This window comes from Shimia sp. MIT910701 (assembly GCF_047126315.1).
Lineage (GTDB): Bacteria > Pseudomonadota > Alphaproteobacteria > Rhodobacterales > Rhodobacteraceae > Shimia.
The window spans coordinates 1,103,718-1,126,847 of sequence record NZ_CP138953.1 but is presented as its reverse complement, the minus strand read 5'-3'; the positions used below and the strand labels follow the sequence as shown (position 1 = coordinate 1,126,847).

General features: G+C 61.6%; 13 protein-coding genes. 11 read left to right on the top strand and 2 right to left on the bottom strand.

Annotation, left to right across the window (positions count from 1 at the left end; translation table 11 throughout):
- Positions 1 to 17: 17 nt before the first annotated feature.
- From SIB38_RS05290 to SIB38_RS05255, 8 genes are all read left to right on the top strand, one after another.
- Positions 18 to 6,452: a type I polyketide synthase gene (locus SIB38_RS05290; protein WP_412551567.1), complete on the top strand. Its 6,435-nt coding sequence runs from the start codon at positions 18 to 20 to the stop codon at positions 6,450 to 6,452.
- Positions 6,449 to 7,459: a glycosyltransferase family 2 protein gene (locus tag SIB38_RS05285; protein WP_412551566.1), complete on the top strand. Its 1,011-nt coding sequence runs from the start codon at positions 6,449 to 6,451 to the stop codon at positions 7,457 to 7,459. The genes SIB38_RS05290 and SIB38_RS05285 overlap by 4 nt, the downstream gene beginning before the upstream one ends.
- Positions 7,456 to 12,117, top strand: coding sequence for a MupA/Atu3671 family FMN-dependent luciferase-like monooxygenase (locus SIB38_RS05280; RefSeq protein WP_412551565.1), 4,662 nt, complete (start codon positions 7,456 to 7,458; stop codon positions 12,115 to 12,117). Before SIB38_RS05285 ends, SIB38_RS05280 begins: the two co-directional genes overlap by 4 nt.
- Complete coding sequence (locus tag SIB38_RS05275; protein ID WP_412551564.1) at positions 12,114 to 12,848, top strand: 4'-phosphopantetheinyl transferase family protein; 735 nt, start codon at positions 12,114 to 12,116, stop codon at positions 12,846 to 12,848. Before SIB38_RS05280 ends, SIB38_RS05275 begins: the two co-directional genes overlap by 4 nt.
- 73 nt (positions 12,849 to 12,921) lie before the next feature.
- Positions 12,922 to 14,193, top strand: a complete 1,272-nt coding sequence (locus SIB38_RS05270; protein ID WP_412551563.1) for a GumC family protein — start codon at positions 12,922 to 12,924, stop codon at positions 14,191 to 14,193.
- A 150-nt stretch (positions 14,194 to 14,343) separates the two neighbouring features.
- Positions 14,344 to 14,589, top strand: a complete 246-nt coding sequence (locus tag SIB38_RS05265) for a hypothetical protein (protein ID WP_412551562.1) — start codon at positions 14,344 to 14,346, stop codon at positions 14,587 to 14,589.
- An 89-nt stretch (positions 14,590 to 14,678) separates the two neighbouring features.
- Entirely contained in the window at positions 14,679 to 15,344 is a 666-nt protein-coding gene (locus SIB38_RS05260; RefSeq protein ID WP_294115938.1) for a sugar transferase, read from the top strand.
- A gap of 104 nt (positions 15,345 to 15,448) precedes the next feature.
- Positions 15,449 to 16,990: a hypothetical protein gene (locus SIB38_RS05255; protein WP_412551561.1), complete on the top strand. Its 1,542-nt coding sequence runs from the start codon at positions 15,449 to 15,451 to the stop codon at positions 16,988 to 16,990.
- 1 nt (position 16,991) lies between these two features.
- Here SIB38_RS05255 and SIB38_RS05250 read toward each other — a convergent pair whose 3' ends face one another.
- Positions 16,992 to 17,501, bottom strand: coding sequence for a serine acetyltransferase (locus tag SIB38_RS05250; RefSeq protein WP_294115934.1), 510 nt, complete (start codon positions 17,499 to 17,501; stop codon positions 16,992 to 16,994).
- A 169-nt stretch (positions 17,502 to 17,670) separates the two neighbouring features.
- Here SIB38_RS05250 and SIB38_RS05245 point away from each other — a divergent pair, with 169 nt between their 5' ends.
- Genes SIB38_RS05245 through SIB38_RS05235 form a run of 3 tightly spaced genes read left to right on the top strand, consistent with a single transcriptional unit; the run spans position 17,671 to position 22,029 of the window.
- On the top strand, positions 17,671 to 19,722 hold the full coding sequence (locus SIB38_RS05245) for an acyltransferase family protein (protein ID WP_412551560.1): 2,052 nt from the start codon (positions 17,671 to 17,673) through the stop codon (positions 19,720 to 19,722).
- Entirely contained in the window at positions 19,719 to 21,284 is a 1,566-nt protein-coding gene (locus SIB38_RS05240) for a GMC oxidoreductase (RefSeq protein WP_412551559.1), read from the top strand. The genes SIB38_RS05245 and SIB38_RS05240 overlap by 4 nt, the downstream gene beginning before the upstream one ends.
- Positions 21,277 to 22,029 (top strand): SDR family oxidoreductase, encoded by a 753-nt coding sequence (locus tag SIB38_RS05235; protein WP_294115926.1) that lies wholly within the window; start codon positions 21,277 to 21,279, stop codon positions 22,027 to 22,029. The genes SIB38_RS05240 and SIB38_RS05235 overlap by 8 nt, the downstream gene beginning before the upstream one ends.
- 165 nt (positions 22,030 to 22,194) lie before the next feature.
- On the opposite strand, the gene SIB38_RS05230 is transcribed toward SIB38_RS05235, so the two are convergent.
- Positions 22,195 to 22,944 carry a WecB/TagA/CpsF family glycosyltransferase gene (locus SIB38_RS05230; protein ID WP_412551558.1) on the bottom strand — a complete coding sequence of 250 codons (750 nt, stop codon included), beginning with the start codon at positions 22,942 to 22,944 and terminating at the stop codon, positions 22,195 to 22,197.
- Between the last annotated feature and the right edge of the window lie 186 nt (positions 22,945 to 23,130).

Below are 23,130 nucleotides of genomic sequence, written 5' to 3'. Positions count from 1 at the left end.
GCGTAATGGAATAGCAGGTGGATGTGGTGACAAGCCCGACGGACCAACCGGTCGCAGAGACGGATATTGCAATTGTGGGCATGGCGGCCCACCTGCCCGGCGCGGGCGGGATTGATCAGTATTGGCACAACCTGCGCAACGGCATCCGTTCCATCCGCAAGCTGAGTGAAGACGAGCTTCTGGCCAATGGCGAGAGCCGGGCCAAGATGGCGCATCGCAACTATGTGCCCGCCGCCGCCACAGTGGACGGCTTTGCCGATTTTGACGCGGAGTTTTTTGGGCTGTCGCCAAAAGAGGCCGCGATCATGGACCCGCAGCACCGCCAGTTTCTAGAGGTGAGCTGGGAGGCACTCGAAAACGCGGGCCATATGCCGGAGAACTTCGGCGGTCCTATTGGGGTGTTTGGCGGCTGCGGAATGGGCAGCTATTTCTATTTCAACATCTGCTCCAACCGCGATCTGGTGGACAGCACCGGCATGTTCTTGTTGCGCCATACGGGCAACGACAAGGATTTCATGACCACGCGGCTGAGCCACATTCTGGATTTGAATGGGCCAAGCCTTGGATTGCAGACCGCCTGCTCGACGTCGCTGGTGGCGGTGCATTATGCCGCGCAGTCGATCCTGAACGGCGAATGCGACATGGCGCTGGCTGGGGGGGTGACCCTCGAGTTGCCCCATGGGCGCGGCTATGTGTTTGAGGATGGCGAAATCCTGTCCCCGGACGGCGAGTGCCACGCCTTTGACCATCGCGCTCAGGGGACCGTGTTTGGCTCCGGCGCAGGTGTGGTTGTGTTGCGGCGGCTGGAGGATGCGATTGCCGAGGGCGATCACATCTGGGCCGTCATCAAAGGCTCTGCGGTCAACAATGATGGCTCTGAGAAAGCGGGCTATCTGGCACCATCCGTGGGCGGACAGGCGGCGGCGGTCGCCGATGCTTTGGCGATTGCGGATGTGCCCGCGGACACGGTGGATTACATCGAGTGCCACGGGACCGGGACATATTTGGGCGATCCAATTGAGGTGGCGGCCCTGACCGAGGCGTTTCGCGAAACCACCGAGGAGACCGGGTTTTGTCGCATTGGCTCGGTGAAAACCAACATTGGCCATTTGGACACGGCAGCTGGGGCGGCGAGCTTGATCAAGACGTCTTTGGCGCTGCACCACAAAGAGATGCCGCCAAGCCTAGGATTTGAGAAGCCCAATCCGGCGATTGATTTTGAGAGCAGCCCGTTTGCGGTGAACGCCAGCTTGCGGGCGTGGGAGAGCCACAAAGGGCCACGACGGGCTGGGGTGAACAGCCTTGGCGTGGGCGGCACCAATGCGCATGTGGTGGTCGAGGAAGCGCCAGTGCGGGCCGAGAGCCAAGAGAGCGACTGGCCGTTTCAACTGATTGCGGTGTCGGGCCGCTCGACCAAGGCGCTGGACGCCAATGCGGCCAACCTCGCGGCGCATCTGCAGACCAATCCGGAACAGCCGCTGGCCGATGTGGCACATACGTTGCTGAACGGACGGCGGGCGTTTGAGAAACGACGTGTGGTTGTGGCGGAGAGCCATGAACAGGCGGCGGACTATCTGGAGAGCGGCAATCTGCGGCGGGTGTTCACGCACACGGCTGAGGCGGAATCGCCGGAAGTGGTCTTCATGTTCCCCGGTGGCGGGGCGCAGTATGTGGGCATGGGGCGCGATCTGTTTGAGACCGAACCGGTCTTTGAAGAGTGGATGGAGCGCGGATTTGCCCATTTGGCGGGCAAAGGCGGCGAGGAATTGCGCGCGCTGTGGCTGGCCGAAGGGGAGGCTGTTGCCGAGGCTGAGGAGCGTCTGAAACAACCCAGCCTGCAACTGCCGCTGATCATGATGGTGGAATATGCGCTGGCGCAGCTTTGGATGAGTTGGGGCGTAAAACCTGCCGCGCTGGTGGGCCACTCCATGGGCGAAAACACAGCGGCCTGTTTGGCCGGTGTGATGTCGTTTGAGGATTGTCTGGGGCTGGTGCAGCTGCGCGGGCAGCTGTTCGACACGGTACCGGCGGGCGGGATGTTGTCGATTCCGCTGCCATTGGCCGAAGTGGAAACCCACCTGAGCGACGAGATTGATATTGCCTCGGTGAATGCGCCTGCGCTGACCGTGGTGTCCGGGCCGGATGAGGCGCTGGATGCTTTGGCAGCCAAGCTGGCGGATCAGGAGACTGAAACGCAGCGCGTGCCGATCAACATCGCCGCACATTCGCGTATGTTGGAGCCGATACTGGGACGGTTCGGGGATTACCTGCGCACAATTCAGCTTCACGCGCCGCGCCTGCCGATCATTTCCAACCGCACGGGCGCCACGTTGCTCGACAGCGAAGCGACCGATCCCGAGTATTGGGTTGGGCACCTGCGCAACACCGTGTTCTTTGCCGACGGCATCACCACCCTCGCGCAGGAAAGCGGGCGGGTGTTTCTGGAGGTCGGCCCGGGCAAGGCACTGTCGTCGCTGGTAAAAATGCACGGACAGGTGAAGGCCGACAAAGTTCTGTCCTCCCTGCGCCACCCAGAAGATGACATTGGCGATGATGCCTATTTCCTCACCGTCTTGGGCCAGCTTTGGGCCTGCGGGGTCGATGTGGACTTTGACCAATATTGGGGGGACGTCCCGCGCCAAAAGGTGGTGCTGCCGACTTATGCCTTCCAACGCAGCCGCTATTTCATTGAGCCGGGTCAGGGTCAGATTGAGGCGCAAGACGAGTTGTTGATGCGGCTCGAGGACACAGCGGATTGGAGCTATGCGCCGGTGTGGACTCCACGGTTGGCGGAATGTGAGATTGATATCGAGACCGAGCTGAGCGACGCGGAAAAGCACAGCTGGTTGATCTTTATTGACCAAGGCGGCACTGGCACGGCGCTGGCCAGCCGCCTGCGCGACGCGGGTCAGGATGTGGTGACCGTGACCACTGGCGACGCCTTTGCCGAGACCGGCCCGGACAGCTACGCACTGGCGCCGGAACGCGGGCGCGATGGGTATGACGCGCTGATTCACAGCTTGATGAGCAAAGGCCGCGTGCCGGATCGCGTTGTGCATTTGTGGCTGCTGACCGAGAATGAAAGCCACCGTCCGGGGTCGAGCTTTTTCCACCGCAATCAGGAACAGGGGCTGATGAGCCTGTTCTTCCTTGCGCAAGCGGTGAGCGACGAGAATCTCCCCACGCCTTTGCACATCACCACGGTGAGTTCTGGCGCAGTGCAGGTGCGCAAAGAGGCGCTGCCCTATCCGGAGAAATCCACGGTGCTGGGCGCGGTGCAGGTGATTGGGCGGGAGTTGCCCGGCGTGACTTGCGCCCTGCTGGATGTGGAGCCACCCGCGAAGAAAGCGCGCGGTGGGTTGGTGGGCAAACTGCTCGAAGACATTCTGGCCGCCCCCCGGGGGCAGATCGCGGCCTGGCGGGGGGAGAAACGGTTTGAGCGCGGCTATCGCAAGGTGGCGATGGACGGCGCGGAGATGCCGGTTTTCAAAGACGGCGGCACCTATCTGATCACCGGTGGCTTTGGCGGCATTGGCCTGACGCTGGCGGAGCGCATGATCCAAAGCGCCGGCGCCAACGTGGTGCTTTTGGCCCGCGAAGGCTTGCCGGCGCGCGAGAAGTGGGGCGATTACCTGCGAGGGCACGCGCCGCATGATCGCGTGGCCCAACGCATCCGCGCGGTGGAGCGGCTGGAAAGCCTGGGCGGCAAGGTGCTGCCGCTGGCGGCAGACGTGTGCAACGTGGATGAAATGGCGGAGGCTATAGATGCCGCGCGCGAGGCCTTTGGCGACATCAACGGCGTGATCCACGCCGCCGGTGTGATCGACGACGGGCCACTGCTGGCCAAAACCTCGGCGGGCATCGACGATGTGTTGGCGCCCAAGCTGCACGGTACGCAGGTGCTCGAGCAACTATTCCCGGATGGCAGTCTGGATTGGCTGTTGCTGTTTGCGTCGTCTTCCACGGCCACCGCACCGGCAGGGCAGATCGATTATGTCGCCGCCAACGCCTATCTGAACGCCTACGCGCAATCGCGTCAAACCGACAAAACCCGCGTGCGGGCGATCAACTGGGGTCTTTGGGCCGAGGTTGGCATGGCCGCCGAGGCGGTTGCGGCACGGCAGGGCCATGTTGTCGATGTGCCGACTGAGGCGATCGACAATCCGCTGCTGCAAGGCGCGGGATTTGACGCACAGGGCAACCGGATTTTCACCGCAAGCCTGTCTGCCAAAGATTGGATTTTGGACGAGCACCGCACGCTGGATGGCGACGCGGTTATGCCCGGCACCGGATACATTTCCTTGGCCTATGAGGCGCTGAAGGCGCAGGGCGAGAGCGCACCCTTCGCGATACATGACCTGCTGTTCCTGCGCCCGATGCGCGTGAGCGACAGCGGCACGGAGATGCGCCTGCGCCTGATCCGCTCGGATGAAGGCTATCGGTTTGAGGTGCAAACAGCGGTGAGCTTTGACGGCCGTCCCGGCTGGCAAACCCACGCCGAGGCACGGCTGGCACCGGTGCGATCCGGTGCGCCGGCGGCGTTGGATCTGGACGCGCTCAAGGCGGACTGCCCGGTGCAGCAGAACGGCTTTGGCGCGGCATTGAGCGCCCCACAAGAAGCGCACATGCGCTTTGGGCCGCGTTGGAAAGTGCTGCGCGAAACCGCGCTTGGGGCGCAACAGGGCCTCGCGCGGCTGAGTTTGGACGCGCAGTTTGACGGCGACGGCTTGCAGCTGCACCCTGGCCTGCTGGACATCGCCACTGGCTGGGCCATGGACCTGATCCCCGGCTATGCGCAGGGGCATTTGTGGGTGCCCGTGGGCTATGACCGGCTGGTTCGCCATGGCGCATTGCCCGCCGAGGTGATGAGCCATGTGACCTTGGTCGAGGGCAGCAGCGATGCTGGCTCCGCCCGGTTTGACGTGGTGCTGTCCGATGCCAATGGCGCAGTGAGCATTGAGGTCAAAGGCCTGTCGTTGCGGCAGGTGGAAACCGCCGCGGGCTTTGCCAAGGCGCAACCGTTGAGCAAGGCAGAAGTCACCTTTGACGAAGACGCGCAGGCGCAAGCGCCGCTGTCCACCGCCGAAGAGCGACTGGCGCACAATCTGTCTCAAGGCATTCCGCCGGACATGGGGGCCGATCTGTTTGAAGCCGCGCTGCGCGGGGACCGGTCGCAGGTGGTGATCTCCTCGCTGGATCTGGCAGCCTTGATTGCACAGGCCGAGGCGGGCGCGGATGAGGACAATGGGCCAAGCCAGAGCTTTGAGCGGCCAGAGTTGGAAACCGATTATGTCGCGCCGGAAACCGATATTCAGCGCACGTTGGCGGGCTTCTGGCAGGATTTGCTGGGCGTGGAGCTGGTTGGCATCCGCGACAGTTTCTTTGATCTCGGCGGGCACAGCCTGATCGCAGTGCGCCTGTTTGCCATGGTCAAAAAGGCCTGGGCGATTGAGTTCCCGATTTCGGTGCTGTTTGAGGCACCCACCATTGAAACCTGCGCCGCGATGATTGCGGAGCGGGTAGGTGACACGGCGCTGGGGGAGGTTGCGACTGGGGATAGTCCTGCGGAGTCAGAGGCGCGTCCGCAAAGCCGATTCACCCATCTGGTGCCGATGCATCAGGGTGAAGGCGGGCACCGCACGCCGTTCTTCCTGGTGGCGGGCATGTTTGGCAACGTGTTGAACCTGCGCCATCTGGCGCATCTGATCGGTGCGGATCGGCCATTCTATGGCCTGCAAGCGCGCGGCCTGTTTGGCGATGCCGCGCCGCATGATGACCTTGTCGAGGCGGCCACGGATTACATTGCGGAGATGAAACAGGTGCAGCCTGAAGGGCCTTACCTGTTGGGTGGTTTCTCCGGGGGCGGCATCACCGCGTATGAGATTGCTCGACAGCTAGAGGCGCACGGCGACGAGGTTGCGCTGGTGGCGATGCTTGATACGCCCTTACCTGTGCGTCGCCCGCTGTCGCGCCAGGACCGGATGCGCATCCAGATGCAAGAGCTCAAATCCAAAGGCGCGGCCTATCCGTTGATCTGGGCCAAAAACCGCATTGCCTGGGAGATCGAGAAGCGTCGCCCGACAGAGGAAACCGAAGCCGAGGCGCAGGGGCAGCAGTTCCATGATGCCGAGATCGAGGCGGCTTTCCTGCGGGCTGTGGCGCAATACCCGATGCACGCTTGGCAGGGCAATTTGGTGCTGTTCCGTCCGCCGCTGGTGGGCAAATGGGACATGGGCGACGGGCGTTTGGTGGACGCCGACCGCGCCTATGTGTTCCAAGACAATGACTGGAGCCAATGGGTGCCCGATGTGCAGGTGTTTGAGGTGCCGGGCGATCATGACAGCATGGTGCTGGAACCCAACGTGCGGGTACTGGCAACCCGCATGAAAAAGGTGATTGCGGCGGCGGAGAAAGACCTGCCCAAACGCGCGGCGCGGAGGGCGGCAGAATGAGTGACTCATCCCTTTTGACCGTGATCCTGAACTGGCGCACGCCGGAGATGACGCTGAAAGCGGCCGAGGCGGCGGCGCGCGAGATGGCGGGCATCGACGGGCAGATTGTGATTGTCGACAATGACAGCGGCGATGGCTCGTTTGAGGCTATGACGGCGGGCATTGCTGAGGCCGATTGGGCTGCGGGCCGCGTGGAAGTGGTGCAGTCGGGTCGCAATGGTGGCTTTGGCGCGGGCAACAACTTTGGCATCCGCCATGGCTTGGTGCAGCGCGATTTTGACTTTGTCTACATCCTAAACTCCGACGCCTTTCCCGACGCGGGCAGCATCACCGCGTTGCTGGATCATATGGCGCAGATGCCCACCTGCGGCTTCGCGGGCAGCTATATTCACGGCGAAGATAACGAACCGCACCTGACCGCCTTTCGCTTCCATACCATTGGAAGTGAACTGGAAGGCGCGGCGCGGGTCGGGCTGATCAGCCGTGCTTTGCACACACACATCGTGCCCTTGCCGATCCCGGCGGAAACCACACGGGTGGATTGGCTGGCGGGGGCGTCCATGTTGATGCGGCGTGAGGTGTTGGAACAGATTGGCCTCTTTGACGAGACCTTCTTTCTCTATTTTGAGGAAACCGACCTCTGCCTGCGTGTCCAGCGCGCGGGGTGGCATACGGATTATGTGCGCCCCAGCTCTGTGACCCATATCGGGTCCGTGTCTACCGGCATGAAAACCTGGCAGCGCATGCCGCAGTACTGGTTTGACAGCCGCCTGCATTACTTCCGCAAAAACCACGGTGGGGCGTACGCCTTTGCCGCCACTTTGGCGCATGTCACAGGTGCCTGCCTGTGGAAACTGCGCCGTGTGATTGGCGGCAAACCCAAGCGGGACCCGGATCATTTTCTGCGGGATCTGATCAGCCACTACCTGAAATCTCTCTTCACTCGGACGCAGCGCGAACCGTCCAAAATCCCCACTTTGTCTGTTCGCAAGGAGGCCTCCTCATGAGCCTTGATAGTTTCACCAACGCCGCACCGATGTCTGCCGTAATGATTGGCAACGAGAGTCTGCTGATCCAATGTGCCACGTTGTGGCTCGACACTGGCAACACGCTGGCCGCTGTGGTCACGCGCGCGCCAGAGATCCGCGACTGGGCAACCGAGGCCGGGCTGCGGGTGATATCATCGGACAGCGATATTGCGGGTGAACTGCTGGGGGAGCGGTTTGACTGGCTGTTGAGTGTCGCCAACTTGGACATGCTGTCAGACACCGTGCTGAAGCTGCCCGCCAAAGGTGCGGTGAACTTCCACGATGGGCCACTACCCCGTTATGCGGGCTTGAATGCACCGGTCTGGGCGCGCCTGGCTCAGGAGCCGCGCCACGGCATCACATGGCACAAGATGGAAGTGGGCGCGGACACCGGCGAGATTGTTGCCCAGCGCATGTTTGACATTGGGCAGGCGGACACCGCGCTGACACTGAATACCAAATGTTACGCCGCCGCCATTGAAAGCTTCCCGGACGTGATGCGCGCCTTGGGCGAAGACCTCGCCAACACGCGGGCGCAGGACATGAGCCAACGCAGCTATTTTGGCCGTGCCAAACGGCCAGAGGCTGCAGGTCGGATTGATTTCCGCCGCGATGCACAGGATGTGGTGGCACTCGTGCGCGCGCTGGATCATGGCGATTACTTCAACCCGCTGTTTGCGCCCAAGATGGTCGCCGCCGGACGCGTGCTGCTGGTGACATCTGCCGAAGTCGCCGAAAGCGCGGGCCGGGGAGAGCCGGGCGCGGTTCTAGCCGTTGGAGAAGACAATGTGACCGTGGCCTGTGGACGGGGGGCCGTGGTGTTGAGCGGTTTGAGCGATGGGGCAGGTCAAGAAGAGACCGCCAGCCATGTGATCCGTGCCGGTGAACGCCTGCCGCTTTTGGACAAAGCCGCGAGTGAGGCGCTGTCCGCCACCATGACCCCCATTGCCAAAGCCGAGCCGTTCTGGCGCGCGCGTTTGGGTGAATTTATGCCAGCCACCCTGCCGCTGATCCGTGGCGCAGGTGATCTGGCCGATATGCGGCAGTTGCCGCTTGAGATTTCCGAGACTCCCTCCAAGAGTATCCTGACCGCGGTCGCCATTTGGGCGCTGCGGTCAGGCCTTCCGGAGGTCTGTGATGTGGCCTATCGCGGCGCGGAGCATCCGCAAGCCGCCGGGCTGATTTCGCCATGGGTACCGCTGCGTGTGGGAGCCGAGCTGCTGCATGACACAGTGGCCGAGGCCAATACCGCGATGGCCGAGCGTGTGGCGCAGGCAGATGCCAAAGGCAGCTTTGCCAGCGACCTGATCGCCCGCGATCCGGCGCTGTCTGCACCGACCATGCCGGACTTGGCGGTGACGACTGGCGGCTTGGCTGGTCCAATCGACGGCGCGGCGATGACCGTGGCCATTGGCGCAGCGGGTGCTGTGCTGCATTTTGATGCGGCGCGGGTATCCCCAGAACACGCCGCGCGTTTGGTTGCGCGGTTGGAGCTGATCTGCACACAGATTGGCACCGCGGCCAATGTGGCGGATCTAAATGTGCTGCCAGAGGCAGAGCGCGCCGAGGTGTTGACGGGCTGGAACGCCACCGATGCGCCGTTTGACCCGGATTTCACCATGGCGGCGCAGTTTGAGGCGCAGGTTGCCAAGACACCGGACGCCCCCGCGTTGGTGTTTGAGCATGAAGTGCTCAGCTACGCCGATCTGAACGCGCGGGCCAACCGCGCCGCGCATGTGTTGCGTGACATGGGCGTGACCCGCGGCGCGCTGGTTGGTCTTTGTTTGCGCCGGTCGCCCGATCTGGTGGTGGCCGCGCTGGCGATCTTGAAAGCCGGAGGGGCCTATGTGCCGATGGACCCGGCCTACCCCGCTGACCGTTTGGCCCATTACATCAGCGACAGTGGCGCAGCCGTAATTGTGACGCAAGCGGCGCTGACACGCGACTTGCCAGACCACAGCGCACAAGTGCTGGAGATGGACAGCGACGCGCGGCTCTCGACGGCCTCGGCGGACAATCCAGAGGCCATCGTCTCCGGCGGCGACCTCGCCTATTTGATCTACACATCTGGCTCCACTGGCACGCCCAAAGGCGTGATGGTCGAGCATAGAAACGTGGCCAACTTCTTTGCCGGGATGGACGCGCGGGTGCCCCATCAGGCCGGTGATACTTGGATGGCGGTCACGTCGCTGTCGTTTGACATTTCGGTTCTGGAACTGTTCTGGACCCTGTCGCGCGGCTTTAAGCTGGTGCTGTCAGGCGATGAAACCACCACGCAGATTTCTGGTGGCCGTTTGCCAGCCACGGCCGGCGGAATGGATTTCTCGATCTATTATTGGGGCAACGACGATGGTCAGGGCTCAAAGAAATACGAATTGCTGCTGGAAGGCGCGAAGTTTGCCGATGCCCATGGGTTCTGCGCGGTCTGGACGCCGGAGCGGCATTTCCACGCCTTTGGCGGCCCCTACCCCAACCCGTCGGTGACCGGCGCGGCGGTGGCGGCTGTGACCAAACAGATCGGCGTGCGCGCTGGATCCTGCGTGTCGCCGCTGCACCACACCGCGCGCATCGCAGAAGAATGGGCGGTGATCGACAACCTCACCAATGGCCGCGCAGGCCTGGCGATTGCCAGCGGCTGGCAGCCGGATGATTTTGTGTTGCGGCCCGAAAACACCCCGCCGCGCAACCGCGATGTGATGTTTGAGCAGATGGACGACCTGCGCAAACTTTGGCGCGGCGAAGAGGTGGAATTCCCGAAAAAAGACGGCTCGATGCATCCGGTGATGACGCAGCCGCGCCCGGTGTCCAAAGAGTTGCCATTGTGGGTGACCACGGCCGGCAACCCGGAGACCTGGAAAGATGCGGGGCGGAATGGCTGTAACGTGCTGACGCACCTGTTGGGGCAAAGCGTGGAAGAAGTGGGCGCAAAGATCGCGCTGTATCATGATGCGCTGCGCGAGGCGGGGCACAACCCGGATGACTTTAGCGTTACGTTGATGCTGCACAGCTTCCTGGCCGAAGACCGGGAAAAAGCGCGCGAGATCGCGCGTGAGCCGATGAAAGACTACCTGCGCGCGGCGGCGGGCTTGATCAAAAGCTATGCCTGGGCGTTTCCCGCGTTCAAGAAACCCGAAGGGGTGAACAACGCCTTTGAGCTGGACCTCGGCATTCTGAGCGAAGACGAACTCGAAGAAATCCTCGACTTTGCCTTCCTGCGGTATTTTGAGGACAGCGGGTTGTTTGGCACGGTTGAGGATGCCTTGGATCGGGTGGAACAGGTCAAGCGCATTGGTGTGACCGAGATTGCCTGTCTGATCGATTACGGCATCGATAGCGCGACCGTTTTGGAAGGGCTGAAGCCATTGGCCGAGGTGCTGAAACGCGCCAATGAGGGCGGCGAGCTGGACCCCGAGGATATCTCAATTGCGGCGCAGATGATCCGCCATGAGGTCAGCCACCTGCAGTGCACCCCGTCGATGGCGCGGCTTTTGACCGACAACGAAGAGGCGCGGTTTGCGCTCTCGGGTGTGCAGCAGATGATGGTGGGCGGCGAGGCGCTGTCTGGCAGTCTGGTGGCCGATCTGAATGCGGCCAGCGGTGCCCGCGTGCAGAACATGTATGGGCCGACTGAGACCACAATCTGGTCGACCACATCGATAGCGGGTGCCAGCGAGGGCGTGGCCAACATCGGTGATCCCATTGCCAACACGCAGGTCTATGTGGTGGACGACGCGGGCGCTCCGGTGCCGGTGGGCGTGGCGGGTGAGTTGCTGATTGGTGGCGCGGGGGTGACCCGTGGGTACTGGCGGCGGGAGGAGCTGACGGCGGAGCGGTTCATTGCCAATCCGTTTGGGGATGGGCGACTGTATCGAACCGGTGACCTTGTGCGATGGCGTGCGGATGGCAAGCTCGACTTCCTTGGCCGTGTCGATCATCAGGTGAAGCTGCGCGGCTATCGCATTGAACTGGGTGAGATTGAAACCCGGCTGGAAGAGGTGCCCGGCGTGGCGCAGGCGGTGGTCATGGCGCGTGAAGATACCGAGGGCGACGTGCGGCTGGTGGCCTATCTGCGAGGTGATGTGCCTGTGGAGGCCGACATTCGGGCGCAGTTGCGCGAGAACCTGCCAAGTTTCATGCGGCCGCAGCACTATGTCACGCTAAAAGAGTTCCCACTGACACCGAACAAAAAAGTTGATCGCAAGGCGCTGCCTCGGCCCGAAGAGACCCGCAAGATCACCACGCCCAAAGTGGAGACGGCGGCACCAGCAGCGCCCGTTGCCGCCGGTGGTGACATTGCCAAACTGGTGGCCGATGTCTGGGCCGAGGTGCTTGGCGTGCGCGAAGTGGTGGCAACCGACAACTTCTTTGACCTTGGCGGGCACAGCCTCCTGGCGGTACAGGCCCACCGCGAAATACGGGCACGGTCCGGCGCGGCGAAATTGTCGATCACCGATGTGTTCCGCTTCCCCACGCTGAATGCGCTGGCAGGCCGGGTGCAGGAGTTGACCGGCACGCCCAAACCAGCGGATGCGCCGGAAGCCAAGGCCGCCGAAGAGGTCAGCGACCAAGCGCAGAGCCGCGCGGAAACCATGAGCAAGCGCCGCGCCATGCGCGCACGTCGGAGGGCGCGGACATGAGCCTGTCACCCAACCAGCACCTTGTGGCCCTAAAATCTCTGGCGGAGCGTATTGCCCCGCCACAAGTTGCCGTGGCCGTGACCGACCCTGCGCGTGGCGTGGCCGTTGTCTGGCCGCAAGAAGCCCCGGCCATTGCCCGCGCGGTGCCCAAACGGCGGCGCGAGTTTGCCGCCGGACGGCAAGCCGCGCGGCTGGCGATGCGGTCTGTGGGACGACCGGAGCAAGCGGTGCCGACACGCCCCGACCGTGCGCCGCAGTGGCCCAAGGGTCTGACCGGTTCGATCACCCATGATGCCACCAGCTGTGTCGCCATTGTGGGCTCAGGAGGGCACTTCCGCGCGCTCGGCGTGGATGTGGAACCGGATGCGCCGCTACATGATGACCTGACCGCAGAAATCTGCCTGCCGCAGGAACGCGCCTGGTTGATGGAGGTGCCGGCACCGCGTCGCGCGTTGATGGCGCGGCGGCTGTTTTGCGCCAAAGAGGCGGTGTATAAGGCGCAATATCCCCTGACCCAGACCCTGTTTGGCTTTGACACCATTCAAGTCACGCTCAACGTGCGCAGCACCGGGTTTACCGCGCGCTTTATGCAGTCTGTAGGCGAGGTGCCCGAGGGCACGGTGCTGTCCGGGCAATGCGGCACCGGCGGGGAACATGTGTTGGCCATGGTCACTTTGGGCGCGCAGGCGGGTATGGAGAACGCAAATTTTCCGGTTTGCGCCACGGGATAACCACATTCGCTTGTCATAAATTGTCTTCAAGAGCGCGAATCCGAGTCGCGCCAAGACGATATTGAGGACGGGCATGGACAAGTTCCAATCATTTGGCGAGGTGCTGAGCATGCTGCGCAGGAGGTTCTTCCTGTGGGCAAGCATCATTGTCATCGGCGGGTTGATCTCGCTGGCCTACGTGCTGGGTCTGCCACGCGAGTATGAGACCTATGCCACCATCCAGATCGAGCAGCCCTCGATCAAAACCGGCGCCACCTCCCCCGGTGCGTTGAACGCGGACATACTGCAAAAGCTGCAAATTGTGGAGCAGCGGGTAATGGCGCGGGACAACCTGCTGACCATCATCGACAAGTTTGGCCTCTACAATGACGCCCCTTTGAGCGAGCTGCAAAAGGTGGAGCTGCTGCGCAAAGCGGCCGGCGTGATCCACATCACCAACCCCGACTTCCGCTGGCGTCAGGACATCAGCCCCTCCGCGCTGTTGGTCTCTGTGCGCATGACCGATCCGGTTCTGGCGGCCAATGTGGCCAACGAGTTGGTGAACAATGTGCTGGAGCAGGAAGAGAAGCGCCGCACCGAACAGGTGAGCGAGACCCTGTCCTTCTTTGATGGCGAAGAGCGCCGCATTGGCGCGGCGATCACCAACCTGGAACAGCAGATCGCCGATTATAAACAGGAAAACGCGGTGCTATTGCCCGGCGGCGTGGAAGCCCTGCGCACCCGTCTGGTGGATTTGCAGCAGATCGAATTGGAAGTGCAGCGCCAACTTCTGGAGAACGTGGGTATTTCCAGCGGTGGCAATTCCGTGCGTGCCCAGCGCCTGCGCCGGCTGCAGGAAGAGAGCGAACTCTATCAAATCGAGATTGCCGAGATTGAGGCCGCGCTCAAAGACACGCCGCGTATTGAACAACAATACAACCGTCTGGAACGGCAGCTGACCAAGCTGGAAGAACAGTATCAGGCGATCACCGCAGGCAAGGCCGAGGCGGAGATGCAGCAGATGCTGGAGGCCAGCCAGCAAACCGACAGTTTCACCGTTTTGGAAAAAGCGCTGCCGCCGGATTGGCCGCTTGCGCCCTCGCGCAAACGCATTTTGGCGATGGGTGGCGTGCTGTCTGTCATGGTCGCCTTAAGCCTGGTGTTTGTGCTGGAGATGCGCAGCCCTGTGATCTGGACCCGTGGCCAGTTGGAGCGCCAATTGCGCCTGCGCGCCGTGGCGGCCATTCCGGTTCTGGAAACTCCGCGCCAGCGGCGACGGCGCAAGCTGACACGTCTGACGAAAGTGTTTGGCCTGCTGGCGGTGTCAGGAGGATTGGCGGCAATGATCCTGAAATTGGGCAAATAGCGGCCACAATTGCGCCACATTTCACCCCGCTTACGCCAGTTTTCGGCGAATCGCTGCCAAGTTTTGTTTGGGTGACGCCAAGTCAATTTTTCACCCTAAGAAACAATCAAAAAGTGGCCTACATCACCGTTTCCAAACACGAACCACAAAATGGCAGGGTTGCCACAAATTTTAACCAAGTTTGCAAAAAACGCCAAAAACGGAATTCATCAAATCGTTTATTATCAATCACTTAGACAAAACTATCCGAAAGATAAGGTGGATTTCTGTAAATTTGCGACTAATGTAAGTCCTGGGTGGGCGCTTCTTATGAAGGAGCATCAAAAAGAGCGACGTCGCAAGGACCTATGTGATCAGCCCCTGCTGCCGGGGTGCTTAAGCAAACAAGGTACGTGAGACACACGTTCGGGCCATGTCTGGTCCGGCGAACCGATGTTGCGTTTCAATTTGATGCCCTTCTGGTTGGGTTACGGGGATGACACCGAATGGCGATTTTTTCGCGTGAAGATTTTGAACAGGCCTTTGAGGTCACGCCGGTGCGCTACAGCGTTTACCGCAGCGTGTTCAAACGGGCGTTCGACATCCTGTTTGTCCTGATCATTGCGGTGCCCGTCACGCTGGTTGTACTGCTGCTCGCCCTGTTCATCTCTCTGGATGGCGCGTCTCCGTTCTACCGTCAGGAACGTGTTGGCAAAAACGGCAAGCGCTTCTCCATGCTGAAGCTGCGCTCCATGGTGCCCAATGCAGACCGTAAGCTGGAGGCCTATCTGCGCGCCAATCCAGCCGCCCGTCTGGAGTGGAACGAAAAGCAAAAGCTGACGCATGATCCGCGCATCACACCGATTGGCCGCATCATCCGCAAAACCTCGCTGGACGAGCTGCCACAGTTCCTGAACGTGCTGATGGGCGACATGTCCGTGGTTGGCCCGCGCCCGATGATGCCGCAACAGACCGCACTGTACCCGGGCACGGCTTATTACCGCATGCGCCCAGGCATCACCGGTTTCTGGCAGATTTCCGAGCGCAACGAGTGTTCCTTTGCCGAGCGTGCCATTCACGACAGCCACTATGACCGCGCGCTGAGCCTGCGCACCGATGTCTCGGTTGTCTGGCGCACCGTGGCCGTGGTGATGGCCGGCACCGGCGTGTGAACGCCACACCCTGACAGTTTGAGACACGCGCGCTATAGTCATGGCGCGCGTTTTGCGTTTGTGTGGCCCTGACCACGCCGCTGACAAAGGAAGACCTGCCCCCTATGCCCAACATGCTCGCCACGTTGATGCTGATGCTTTGGCCGGTGGTCATTTGGCGGCTGTTTGTCAGCCTGTCGCCGGGCCGGGCGCTGATTTGGTCCTTGTTGGGAGCCTACCTGCTGCTGCCCCCACCGCCAGCGGAGTTTGACTTCCCGCTGATGCCGGCATTGGATAAAGGCAGCCTGCCCAATCTGGCGATCCTGATTGTGGTGTTCTTTGTGCTGCCGCAACGCCCCAAGCTGTTGCCGGACAGTATTCTGGCACGCTGGCTGTTGGGCATCATGATTTTCAGCCCGGTGCTCACCGTGTTCACCAATGGCGAGCCACTGGTCTTCACCGAGAATTATGTGCGTGGCCTGTATTTTCAGGACGCCATTGCCCAGCCAATCAACCAGTTCATTGGCATCATTGGCTTCTTGATGGCCCGCGCCCTTCTGCGCACCCGCGAGGATCAGCGCGACCTACTGTTGGCGCTGATGATTGCCGGGCTGGCTTATTCCCTGCCGATCCTGATCGAAGTGCGGCTCAGCCCGCAGCTTAACAATTGGGTCTATGGCTATTATCAACACCTGTTCAGCCAGACCATTCGTGGCAATGGCTATCGCCCGATGGTGTTCCTCTACCATGGCATCTGGCTGGCCTATTTTGTACTCACGGCGCTGTTGGCCGCGCTGACCCTGTGGAAGGCCGACACCAGCCGCACCCGCGCCAAATACCTGATTGCCGCCTTCTATCTCGCAGCGGTGCTGGTGCTCTGCAAAACACTGGCGACATTGGTTTATGCCGGGGCGGCGGGCCTGTTGATTGTCTTCCTCAACACCCGCGCGCAGGTGAAAGTAGCGGCCATACTGGCGCTGATGATGCTGGCCTATCCGGTGCTCAAAACTTCCGGGTTGGTGCCAAGCGACGCCATCATTGCCCAAGCCGAAAAGGTCAGTGCCGAGCGTGCCCATTCCCTGAGCTTCCGGATCGAGAACGAGGACGTGCTGCTGGATCGGGCATTGGAGAAACCGCTGTTTGGCTGGGGCATCTGGGGGCGCAACCACATCCACAACCCCACCACAGGGCTAATCACCTCGGTCACTGACGGATACTGGATCATCGTGATGGGGGTCTGGGGCTGGGCCGGATACATCGCCCAGTTTGGCCTGATGGCTCTGCCGATCTTCCTGGTGCACCGGGAACTAAGCCGGATCAGGATAGCAGAGCGGGACAGTTTCAAACGCGATGCGTCTTTTGCGCTGCTGGACGAGCAGCATCTCCAGGAGCGCGACGATCGTGGGCTATCACCCTACCTTGGGCCGTTGGCCTTGATGCTGGGGTTCAACATGATCGATATGCTGCCCAACGCCACGCTCACGCCCACCACCTGGCTGATTGCGGGCACGTTGTTTGGCCACGCGGAGCGGCTGGCGCAAATTCGACGCGGGGCGGAATCGGCGTTTCGCCGCAGCCCGATGAGCCGCCGGGAAGAGGGCGAAGAAGAACCGCAGTCCGTGGCCACCAAGCAGCCCGCGCCATCAAAGCGCCGTACCATTCTGTGACTTAGTCGCCGTATCCCGGCTTCAATTTCAAGACCTTCGCAGGTATTCCGCCAACCACAGCCCCGGCGGGCACATCGCCTGTGACCACCGCATTGGCGCCGACTTCAGCATCCGCGCCAATTGTTAGAGGACCAATCACCTTCGCGCCCGCGCCGATGTCCACATGGCCTTCCAGCACCACCGCGCCAGACAGGGTCACCTGATGCATCAGTTGGCAGTTTGGTCCAATGGTGGCGTTTGGGTGCACAATGATGCCGGTGGGATGCGGCAGCCGCAGCCCGCCTGCGATCTGCATGTTCAGATGCAGCTCCGACTGAGTAATCACTGACCAAAAACGGTGGGACAGCACCCAGCGTTTGGACGCCAGCTTGCCAAGCAGACCACCCCGCGCCTTGGCCGCTTGATAACGGCGCAGCGCGCGCAGCAGCTTGGGTCCGGGATCCCAGAAGCCTCGTGGCACTTCTCGCGACCAATCCGGCTCTGTGGCGGACACATTTTGGTCAGTCTGCACAGCATTTGCCTCCGCGCCAAATCCCGCAAAAGCGGGCCGTTTCAAAGCGTTGTCGCAAAACCTCTGTGTTAAAGCAACTTAACTCTGCTGTGCGGTGGCGCTTGCGGCGCAGGGAGGAGTTATGTTTTTTGGAGAAAAGCAAAAAAGCAACCCAAGGATGCGCAAGCGCATGAGCACCCAAGAGTCGCCTGAGGTAGAAACCTCCGCGCCCAAACTTGCCGCTGATTTGAAAGCCGCGAAAGGCCACCGAGCGGAGATCGACGGGCTGCGCGCCATCGCGGTGCTGGCGGTGGTGTTTTATCATTTTGGCGTGCCGGGATTTGGCGGTGGTTTCATTGGGGTTGACGTCTTCTTTGTGATTTCCGGCTTTCTGATCGGCGGCATCCTGTGGCGCGAACAGCAGGAGACCGGGCGGCTGGCCTTGGGTCAATTCTACATCCGCCGCATCAAACGCCTTGCACCAGCCTATTTTGTCATGGCCTTTGTGGTGTTGATCATTGGCGCGCTGATCCTGTTGCCCAATGACTTCCGCGAAACCGCCAAAGGCGTGATTGCGGCCACAGTTTATCTGTCAAACGTTCTGTTTTTCCGCCAATCCGGCTATTTTGACGGGGCGGCTGAAGACAAGATCATGCTGCACACCTGGTCTCTGTCGGTGGAGGAACAGTTCTACATTTTCCTGCCGCTACTGTTTTTGCTGTTTGCCCGCAACAAAACTGTGATGCTCTGGGCTTTGGGCGCGGTGTTTGGCCTGTCGTTTGTCAGCAATCTGGCGACCACGCCCGTGTCCCATCCGGCGGCCTTCTTCCTGTTCCCCTTCCGCGCTTGGGAGCTTTTGGTCGGTGTTGGCTTGGCCGTGCTAAACATCGAACGGCCCGATCTGTGGCGCCGTCACCAAGCGCTGAGCTGGGCCGGGCTAGCGTTGGTGCTGGCCTCGGTTGTGTTGGTGGTGCCGGGCGAGGGCTTCCCCGGCTGGCAGGTGATCTTCCCGGTGCTCGGCACCGTGCTGTTGATCGGCAATGGGCAGGATGACAACTGGGTCAACCGTGGCCTGTCGATGCGCATCCCCGTGCTGATCGGGCTGATCTCCTATTCGCTCTACCTCTGGCATTGGCCGGTCTTTACCTTCACCAAATACCTGCAAGGTCAGTATCGCGGTCCCGGCGAAACGTCACTTTGGATCGCGATTTCCTTTGTGCTGGCCGTGCTCTCCTGGCGCCTGGTGGAACAGCCGGTGCGTCAGGCCAAGAACCTGCCGACCTGGGGTCTCTTGTTCACCGCCGCGCTGGCCTCGGTCAGTGTGGTGGGCCTGTCGTTTATGGTGTTCAAGGCAGACGGCATGCCGCAGCGCTTTGGCCCACAAGCGCAGGTGCATATCGCGGCTACCGGTGACTTTCTGCAGGATTTCTCTGATTGTTACGTGCCCGACGAAGGACCGTTTGAGGGCATCGAGATTTGCCCGATTGGCCCCAAGGAAAGCTCACCGAGCCTGATCATCTGGGGCGATAGCCATGTGCGGGCCTACTACGAGGGTCTGAAGCAAGCCGCGCGTGAGGCCGATCGCAGCGCCTTGGTGATCTGGCGCGCGGGCTGTGCCCCGGCCTTTGATCTTGAAAAACGCGAAAGCGCGGCCACCCCGGCACAGGATGCCGCCTGTGCGGACGCCAATGCGCAAATCCGCAAGGCGCTGCGCGACATGCGCCACCTGCAAGACGTCATCCTGATCGGGCGCTGGTCTTACTATGCCTCCGGCAAAGGCAGCGGCAGTGACGCGCACAACACCATCCGCCTGCGCAGCGACGTTTATGGCAATATGACCCAGGACGCGCTTTTGGGTACCGCTTTGGCCGCCACGGTTGCCGATATTGGCGATCTGGACCGACAGGTCTACATCCTGCGCCAACCGCCGGAAATTCAGAATTACCACGCCCCGAAAGTCGCTCGCGCGCTGGTGCATGGCCGCCTGTCGGAGCAACTGGCCCGCAGGATTGGGCAGATCACCGTGACCGACGCTCAAACCCGCGAACGCGGCGCGGCGGCGGCCCTGGCCAAAAGCGGCGCAACCATCTTGGACAGCTGGGGCTGGTTTTGTGACCAATTCCTGTGTGACGCGGTGCAAGGCGGCGTGGGCCAGTATTTTGACAACAACCACGTGACCAATTCGGCGGCGCGGCGGATGCGCTCGGTGTTTTACCCGGTCATGGCCCGGGCCACGCAATGACCACGCTTGCCGAGGCCAGCGGCACCTCTTGGGACGTGATCGTCATTGGCACCGGCATGGGCGGCGGCACCATTGGCCGCTATTTGGCGGAACAGGGCCTGTCGGTGCTGTTTGTCGAGCGTGGGCCAACCGGTGTTCGCGCTGAAGAACAGGAGCTCAACCCCAACATTTGGGACCGCGAGGCGAGACTGGTGCGCGGTTATTGGCCCGAACCTCTGGAAGCGACAGTGAACGGGGTGACCACCACCTTCCACGCACCGTTGGGGGCCGGTGTGGGCGGCAGTTCGGTGTTTTACGCCGCCACGTTAGAGCGCCCCGCGCCGCATGATCTGGACCACAGCGACGCCCGCCCGCACCCAACCGGCGGCTGGCCGGTGTCATACGAGGAGATGGCACCCTATTTTGACCGCGCCGAAGCGCTGTATCACGTGCGCGGCACGCCAGATCCCTTGCAGCCAGACGGCAACCTCTTCCCGCCAACGGTGATGAGCGCGACAGATCAAGGCTTGATGTCGGCCATGAAAGATATTGGGCTAACCCCGTATCGGGGCCATATGGCCGTCCGCGAAGAGGACGGGTTTGAGCAGTATTTGGGCCGCAAGTGTCCCAACGATTGCAAGATGGATGGGCGCTCCGCGGGCGTGGAGCCTGCTTTGGAAACCGGCAACGCGGCCCTGTTGGACTTTTGCGAAGTGCAGGAAATTCTATCCAAGGACGGCACTGTGATTGGCCTCAATGTGGCGTGCAAAAACAAAGAAGCCACGCTTACCGCGCGCAGCTATGTGCTGGCTGCCGGAGCGCTGCATTCTCCGCGCCTGTTGATGGCATCGGGAAATTTGGGCAATGGAAATGACCTTGTTGGCCGCAACCTGATGTTTCACCTCAACGAGATGTTTGCGCTCTGGCCGCCCAAAGGCAAACACAGCGCGGGGGCGTCCAAATCCCTCGCCTTTCGCGATCTGTACCATCAGGACGGACAGCGCTTTGGTATGGTGCAGGCTTTGGGGGTTGAGGCGCGCTATGGTGAGATTGTGCATTATCTCAACATGGCCTTTGACCGCTCGCCATTGCGCAAGCTGGGCTGGCTGCGTCAGTTCACCCGCCTGCCCGCCGCGATTGCCGTGAAACTGTTTGGCAGCGCCAAGATCTTTGTCGGCATCTTGGAAGACCTGCCCTATGCGGAAAACCGCGTGTTTCACGATCCCGCTGATCCGCATCGTTTGGCGATCACCTATGACATGGCACCGGAACTGCTGTCGCGGCGCAAGGCTTTCCGCAAAGCTCTGAAGCAGCGCCTCAAAGGCATCCGCATGGCGTTCACCGGCGCGGGGCCGGAACTGAATTTTGGCCACCCCTGCGGTACCTTGCGGTTTGGTGATGATCCCAAAACCTCGGTGCTGGATCGCAATTGCAAAGTGCACGGCACGAAAAACCTATGGGTGGCGGATGCGAGCTTTATGCCCACATCCATGGGGGTGAACCCGTCGCTGACCATCGCCGCCAATGCGCTGCGGGTTGGGGAGGTTGTGGCGGCAGAACTGATGGAGACCCAAAATGGCTAAGCTACTGGCGGTCATCACTGGCGCGAGCTCTGGATTGGGGCGGGCCTTGGCGATAGAGCTTTGCGGGCGGGGCCTGCTGGTCGCGGGTTTGGGACGCCGTGAAGACGCGCTGCGCGAGACAGCGGCCTTGGCGGGTGACAGCTTCACCCCTGTGGTGGCAGATGTCTCCAACCCCGCGCAGGTACGCGCCGCTTTTGACAGCATCCGCGCCATCGCGCCGGTCTCGATCCTGATCAACAACGCCGGGGTTTATCCGCACCGCGACATGCTGGACGAAACGCCGGAAAGCTTTATGCAGACTGTCGCCATCAACCTTGGTGGCACGGTGGCTTGCACGTCTGAGGCGCTCAAGGACATGACCGAGGCAGGGCGCGGCCGCATCCTCAACGTGTCGAGCTTTGCGGATATGCACCCCCTGCCCTGCAGCGCAGCTTACTCCGTGTCCAAAGGCGCGGTGACAACTTTCTCCCGCGCGTTGGTGGCCGATTTTGGGGATCGTTTGCCCAAGATTGTGATCAGCACATGGATGCCCGGCATGCTCAACACGGAGATGGGTTTGGCCGAAGGGCTTGATCCAGCCGTGGCGGCCAAATGGGGCGCCGGTCTGGCGCTTTGGCAAGATCCGTCGCTGAATGGTGCGGTGTTTGAAATGGATCGGGAAATCCTGCCGCCGCGCGGTTTGAAAGGGCGCCTAAAAGATGCGGTGCGATTGAAACGCCGCAAGCCGCGCGTCATTCCGACCTAGCCCGAAAAGTGGCGTGCCCTGCACGCCGCCGGGCAGCGCCCGACCGCCCCCATGGGCGGGCGCTTCTGCACCCTCGCAAAACCCAAAAACCCACTCACACAGAGGGAACCCTAGCGCGCGCAAATAGATCAAAGCACGCCCACCCGCGGTCGGGCTCTGCCCGACTTAGTCCCGCTGCGCGCGTGCCTCTTTCATCAGGCGCGGCAATATCCCGATACAGCGCAGATAGCGCCCGGCCAGTCGCGCCGGATTGCTCAGCGCACGCCAGAGCCATTCCAGCGCCAGCTTCCGGACCCAAGCCGGGGCACGGTTTTGCGTGCCTGCGAGGAAATCCAATCCCGCCCCAATGCTGGCAAAGCCCATCTGCGGCACAACCTGTCGTCCCCGCGCGGCCAACCGTTCCTGCTTCGGCGCGCCAAGCGCCAGAAACGCCATCCGCGCGCCCGCCTCGGCAGCTTGTTTCAGCACAGCCTCTGCCGCAGCGCTTTCGGGATCAAACCCCATGGGTGGCGCAATACATGCCGCGACCTCCAATCCCGGTGCTTGTGTTTTTAAAGCCTCCGCCGCCGCGGCCAAAGCCTCCTCCGTGCTGCCAATCAAGGCTACCGGCGTGCCTTCCTCAGCTGCCCACCGCGCCAATGGAACCACCAAATCTGCACCCGGCAGCAGGTCCACCGGTTTCCCGGCCTTGCGCGACAACCACACAATGGGATTGCCATCCGCCACCACAAAATCCTGCGCCAGATAGGCAGCGGCAAAGACTTCATCTTTGGCCAGCTTCACCAAATGATCGAGATTGATGGTCGCCAGCGCAAAGCCTTCATGGGCGGCAAACCGGTCCCGCACCACGCGCTCCAAGGTGGCGCGATCAGCAACATTGACCGTGACCGGCCCTTTGATGGTGGAAAACTGCACGTTGGCCGCCCCTCGATCCTGAAATTTGGCACAGTTTAACAACTCCCGCTGGCAGCGTCAGAAACTGTGCGGCAATTTCCCTCAAGTGGTTCAAAACCGCCACAATTCCCCTGCCCAAGCGCCCTGCCTTGGTGGTATTTCGCGCCAAAATACCTATAGTCATGCCGTATTGGTTCAAAAGGATTC

What these genes read in the sequence shown, in the direction of transcription:
- SIB38_RS05285 (WP_412551566.1), top strand. Translation starts at nt 6,449, where the DNA reads ATGAGTGACTCATCCCTTTTGACCGTGATCCTGAACTGGCGCACGCCG.
- SIB38_RS05280 (WP_412551565.1), top strand. Translation starts at nt 7,456, where the DNA reads ATGAGCCTTGATAGTTTCACCAACGCCGCACCGATGTCTGCCGTAATG.
- SIB38_RS05275 (WP_412551564.1), top strand. Translation starts at nt 12,114, where the DNA reads ATGAGCCTGTCACCCAACCAGCACCTTGTGGCCCTAAAATCTCTGGCG.
- SIB38_RS05270 (WP_412551563.1), top strand. Translation starts at nt 12,922, where the DNA reads ATGGACAAGTTCCAATCATTTGGCGAGGTGCTGAGCATGCTGCGCAGG.
- SIB38_RS05265 (WP_412551562.1), top strand. Translation starts at nt 14,344, where the DNA reads ATGGCAGGGTTGCCACAAATTTTAACCAAGTTTGCAAAAAACGCCAAA.
- SIB38_RS05260 (WP_294115938.1), top strand. Translation starts at nt 14,679, where the DNA reads ATGGCGATTTTTTCGCGTGAAGATTTTGAACAGGCCTTTGAGGTCACG.
- SIB38_RS05255 (WP_412551561.1), top strand. Translation starts at nt 15,449, where the DNA reads ATGCCCAACATGCTCGCCACGTTGATGCTGATGCTTTGGCCGGTGGTC.
- SIB38_RS05245 (WP_412551560.1), top strand. Translation starts at nt 17,671, where the DNA reads ATGAGCACCCAAGAGTCGCCTGAGGTAGAAACCTCCGCGCCCAAACTT.
- SIB38_RS05240 (WP_412551559.1), top strand. Translation starts at nt 19,719, where the DNA reads ATGACCACGCTTGCCGAGGCCAGCGGCACCTCTTGGGACGTGATCGTC.
- SIB38_RS05235 (WP_294115926.1), top strand. Translation starts at nt 21,277, where the DNA reads ATGGCTAAGCTACTGGCGGTCATCACTGGCGCGAGCTCTGGATTGGGG.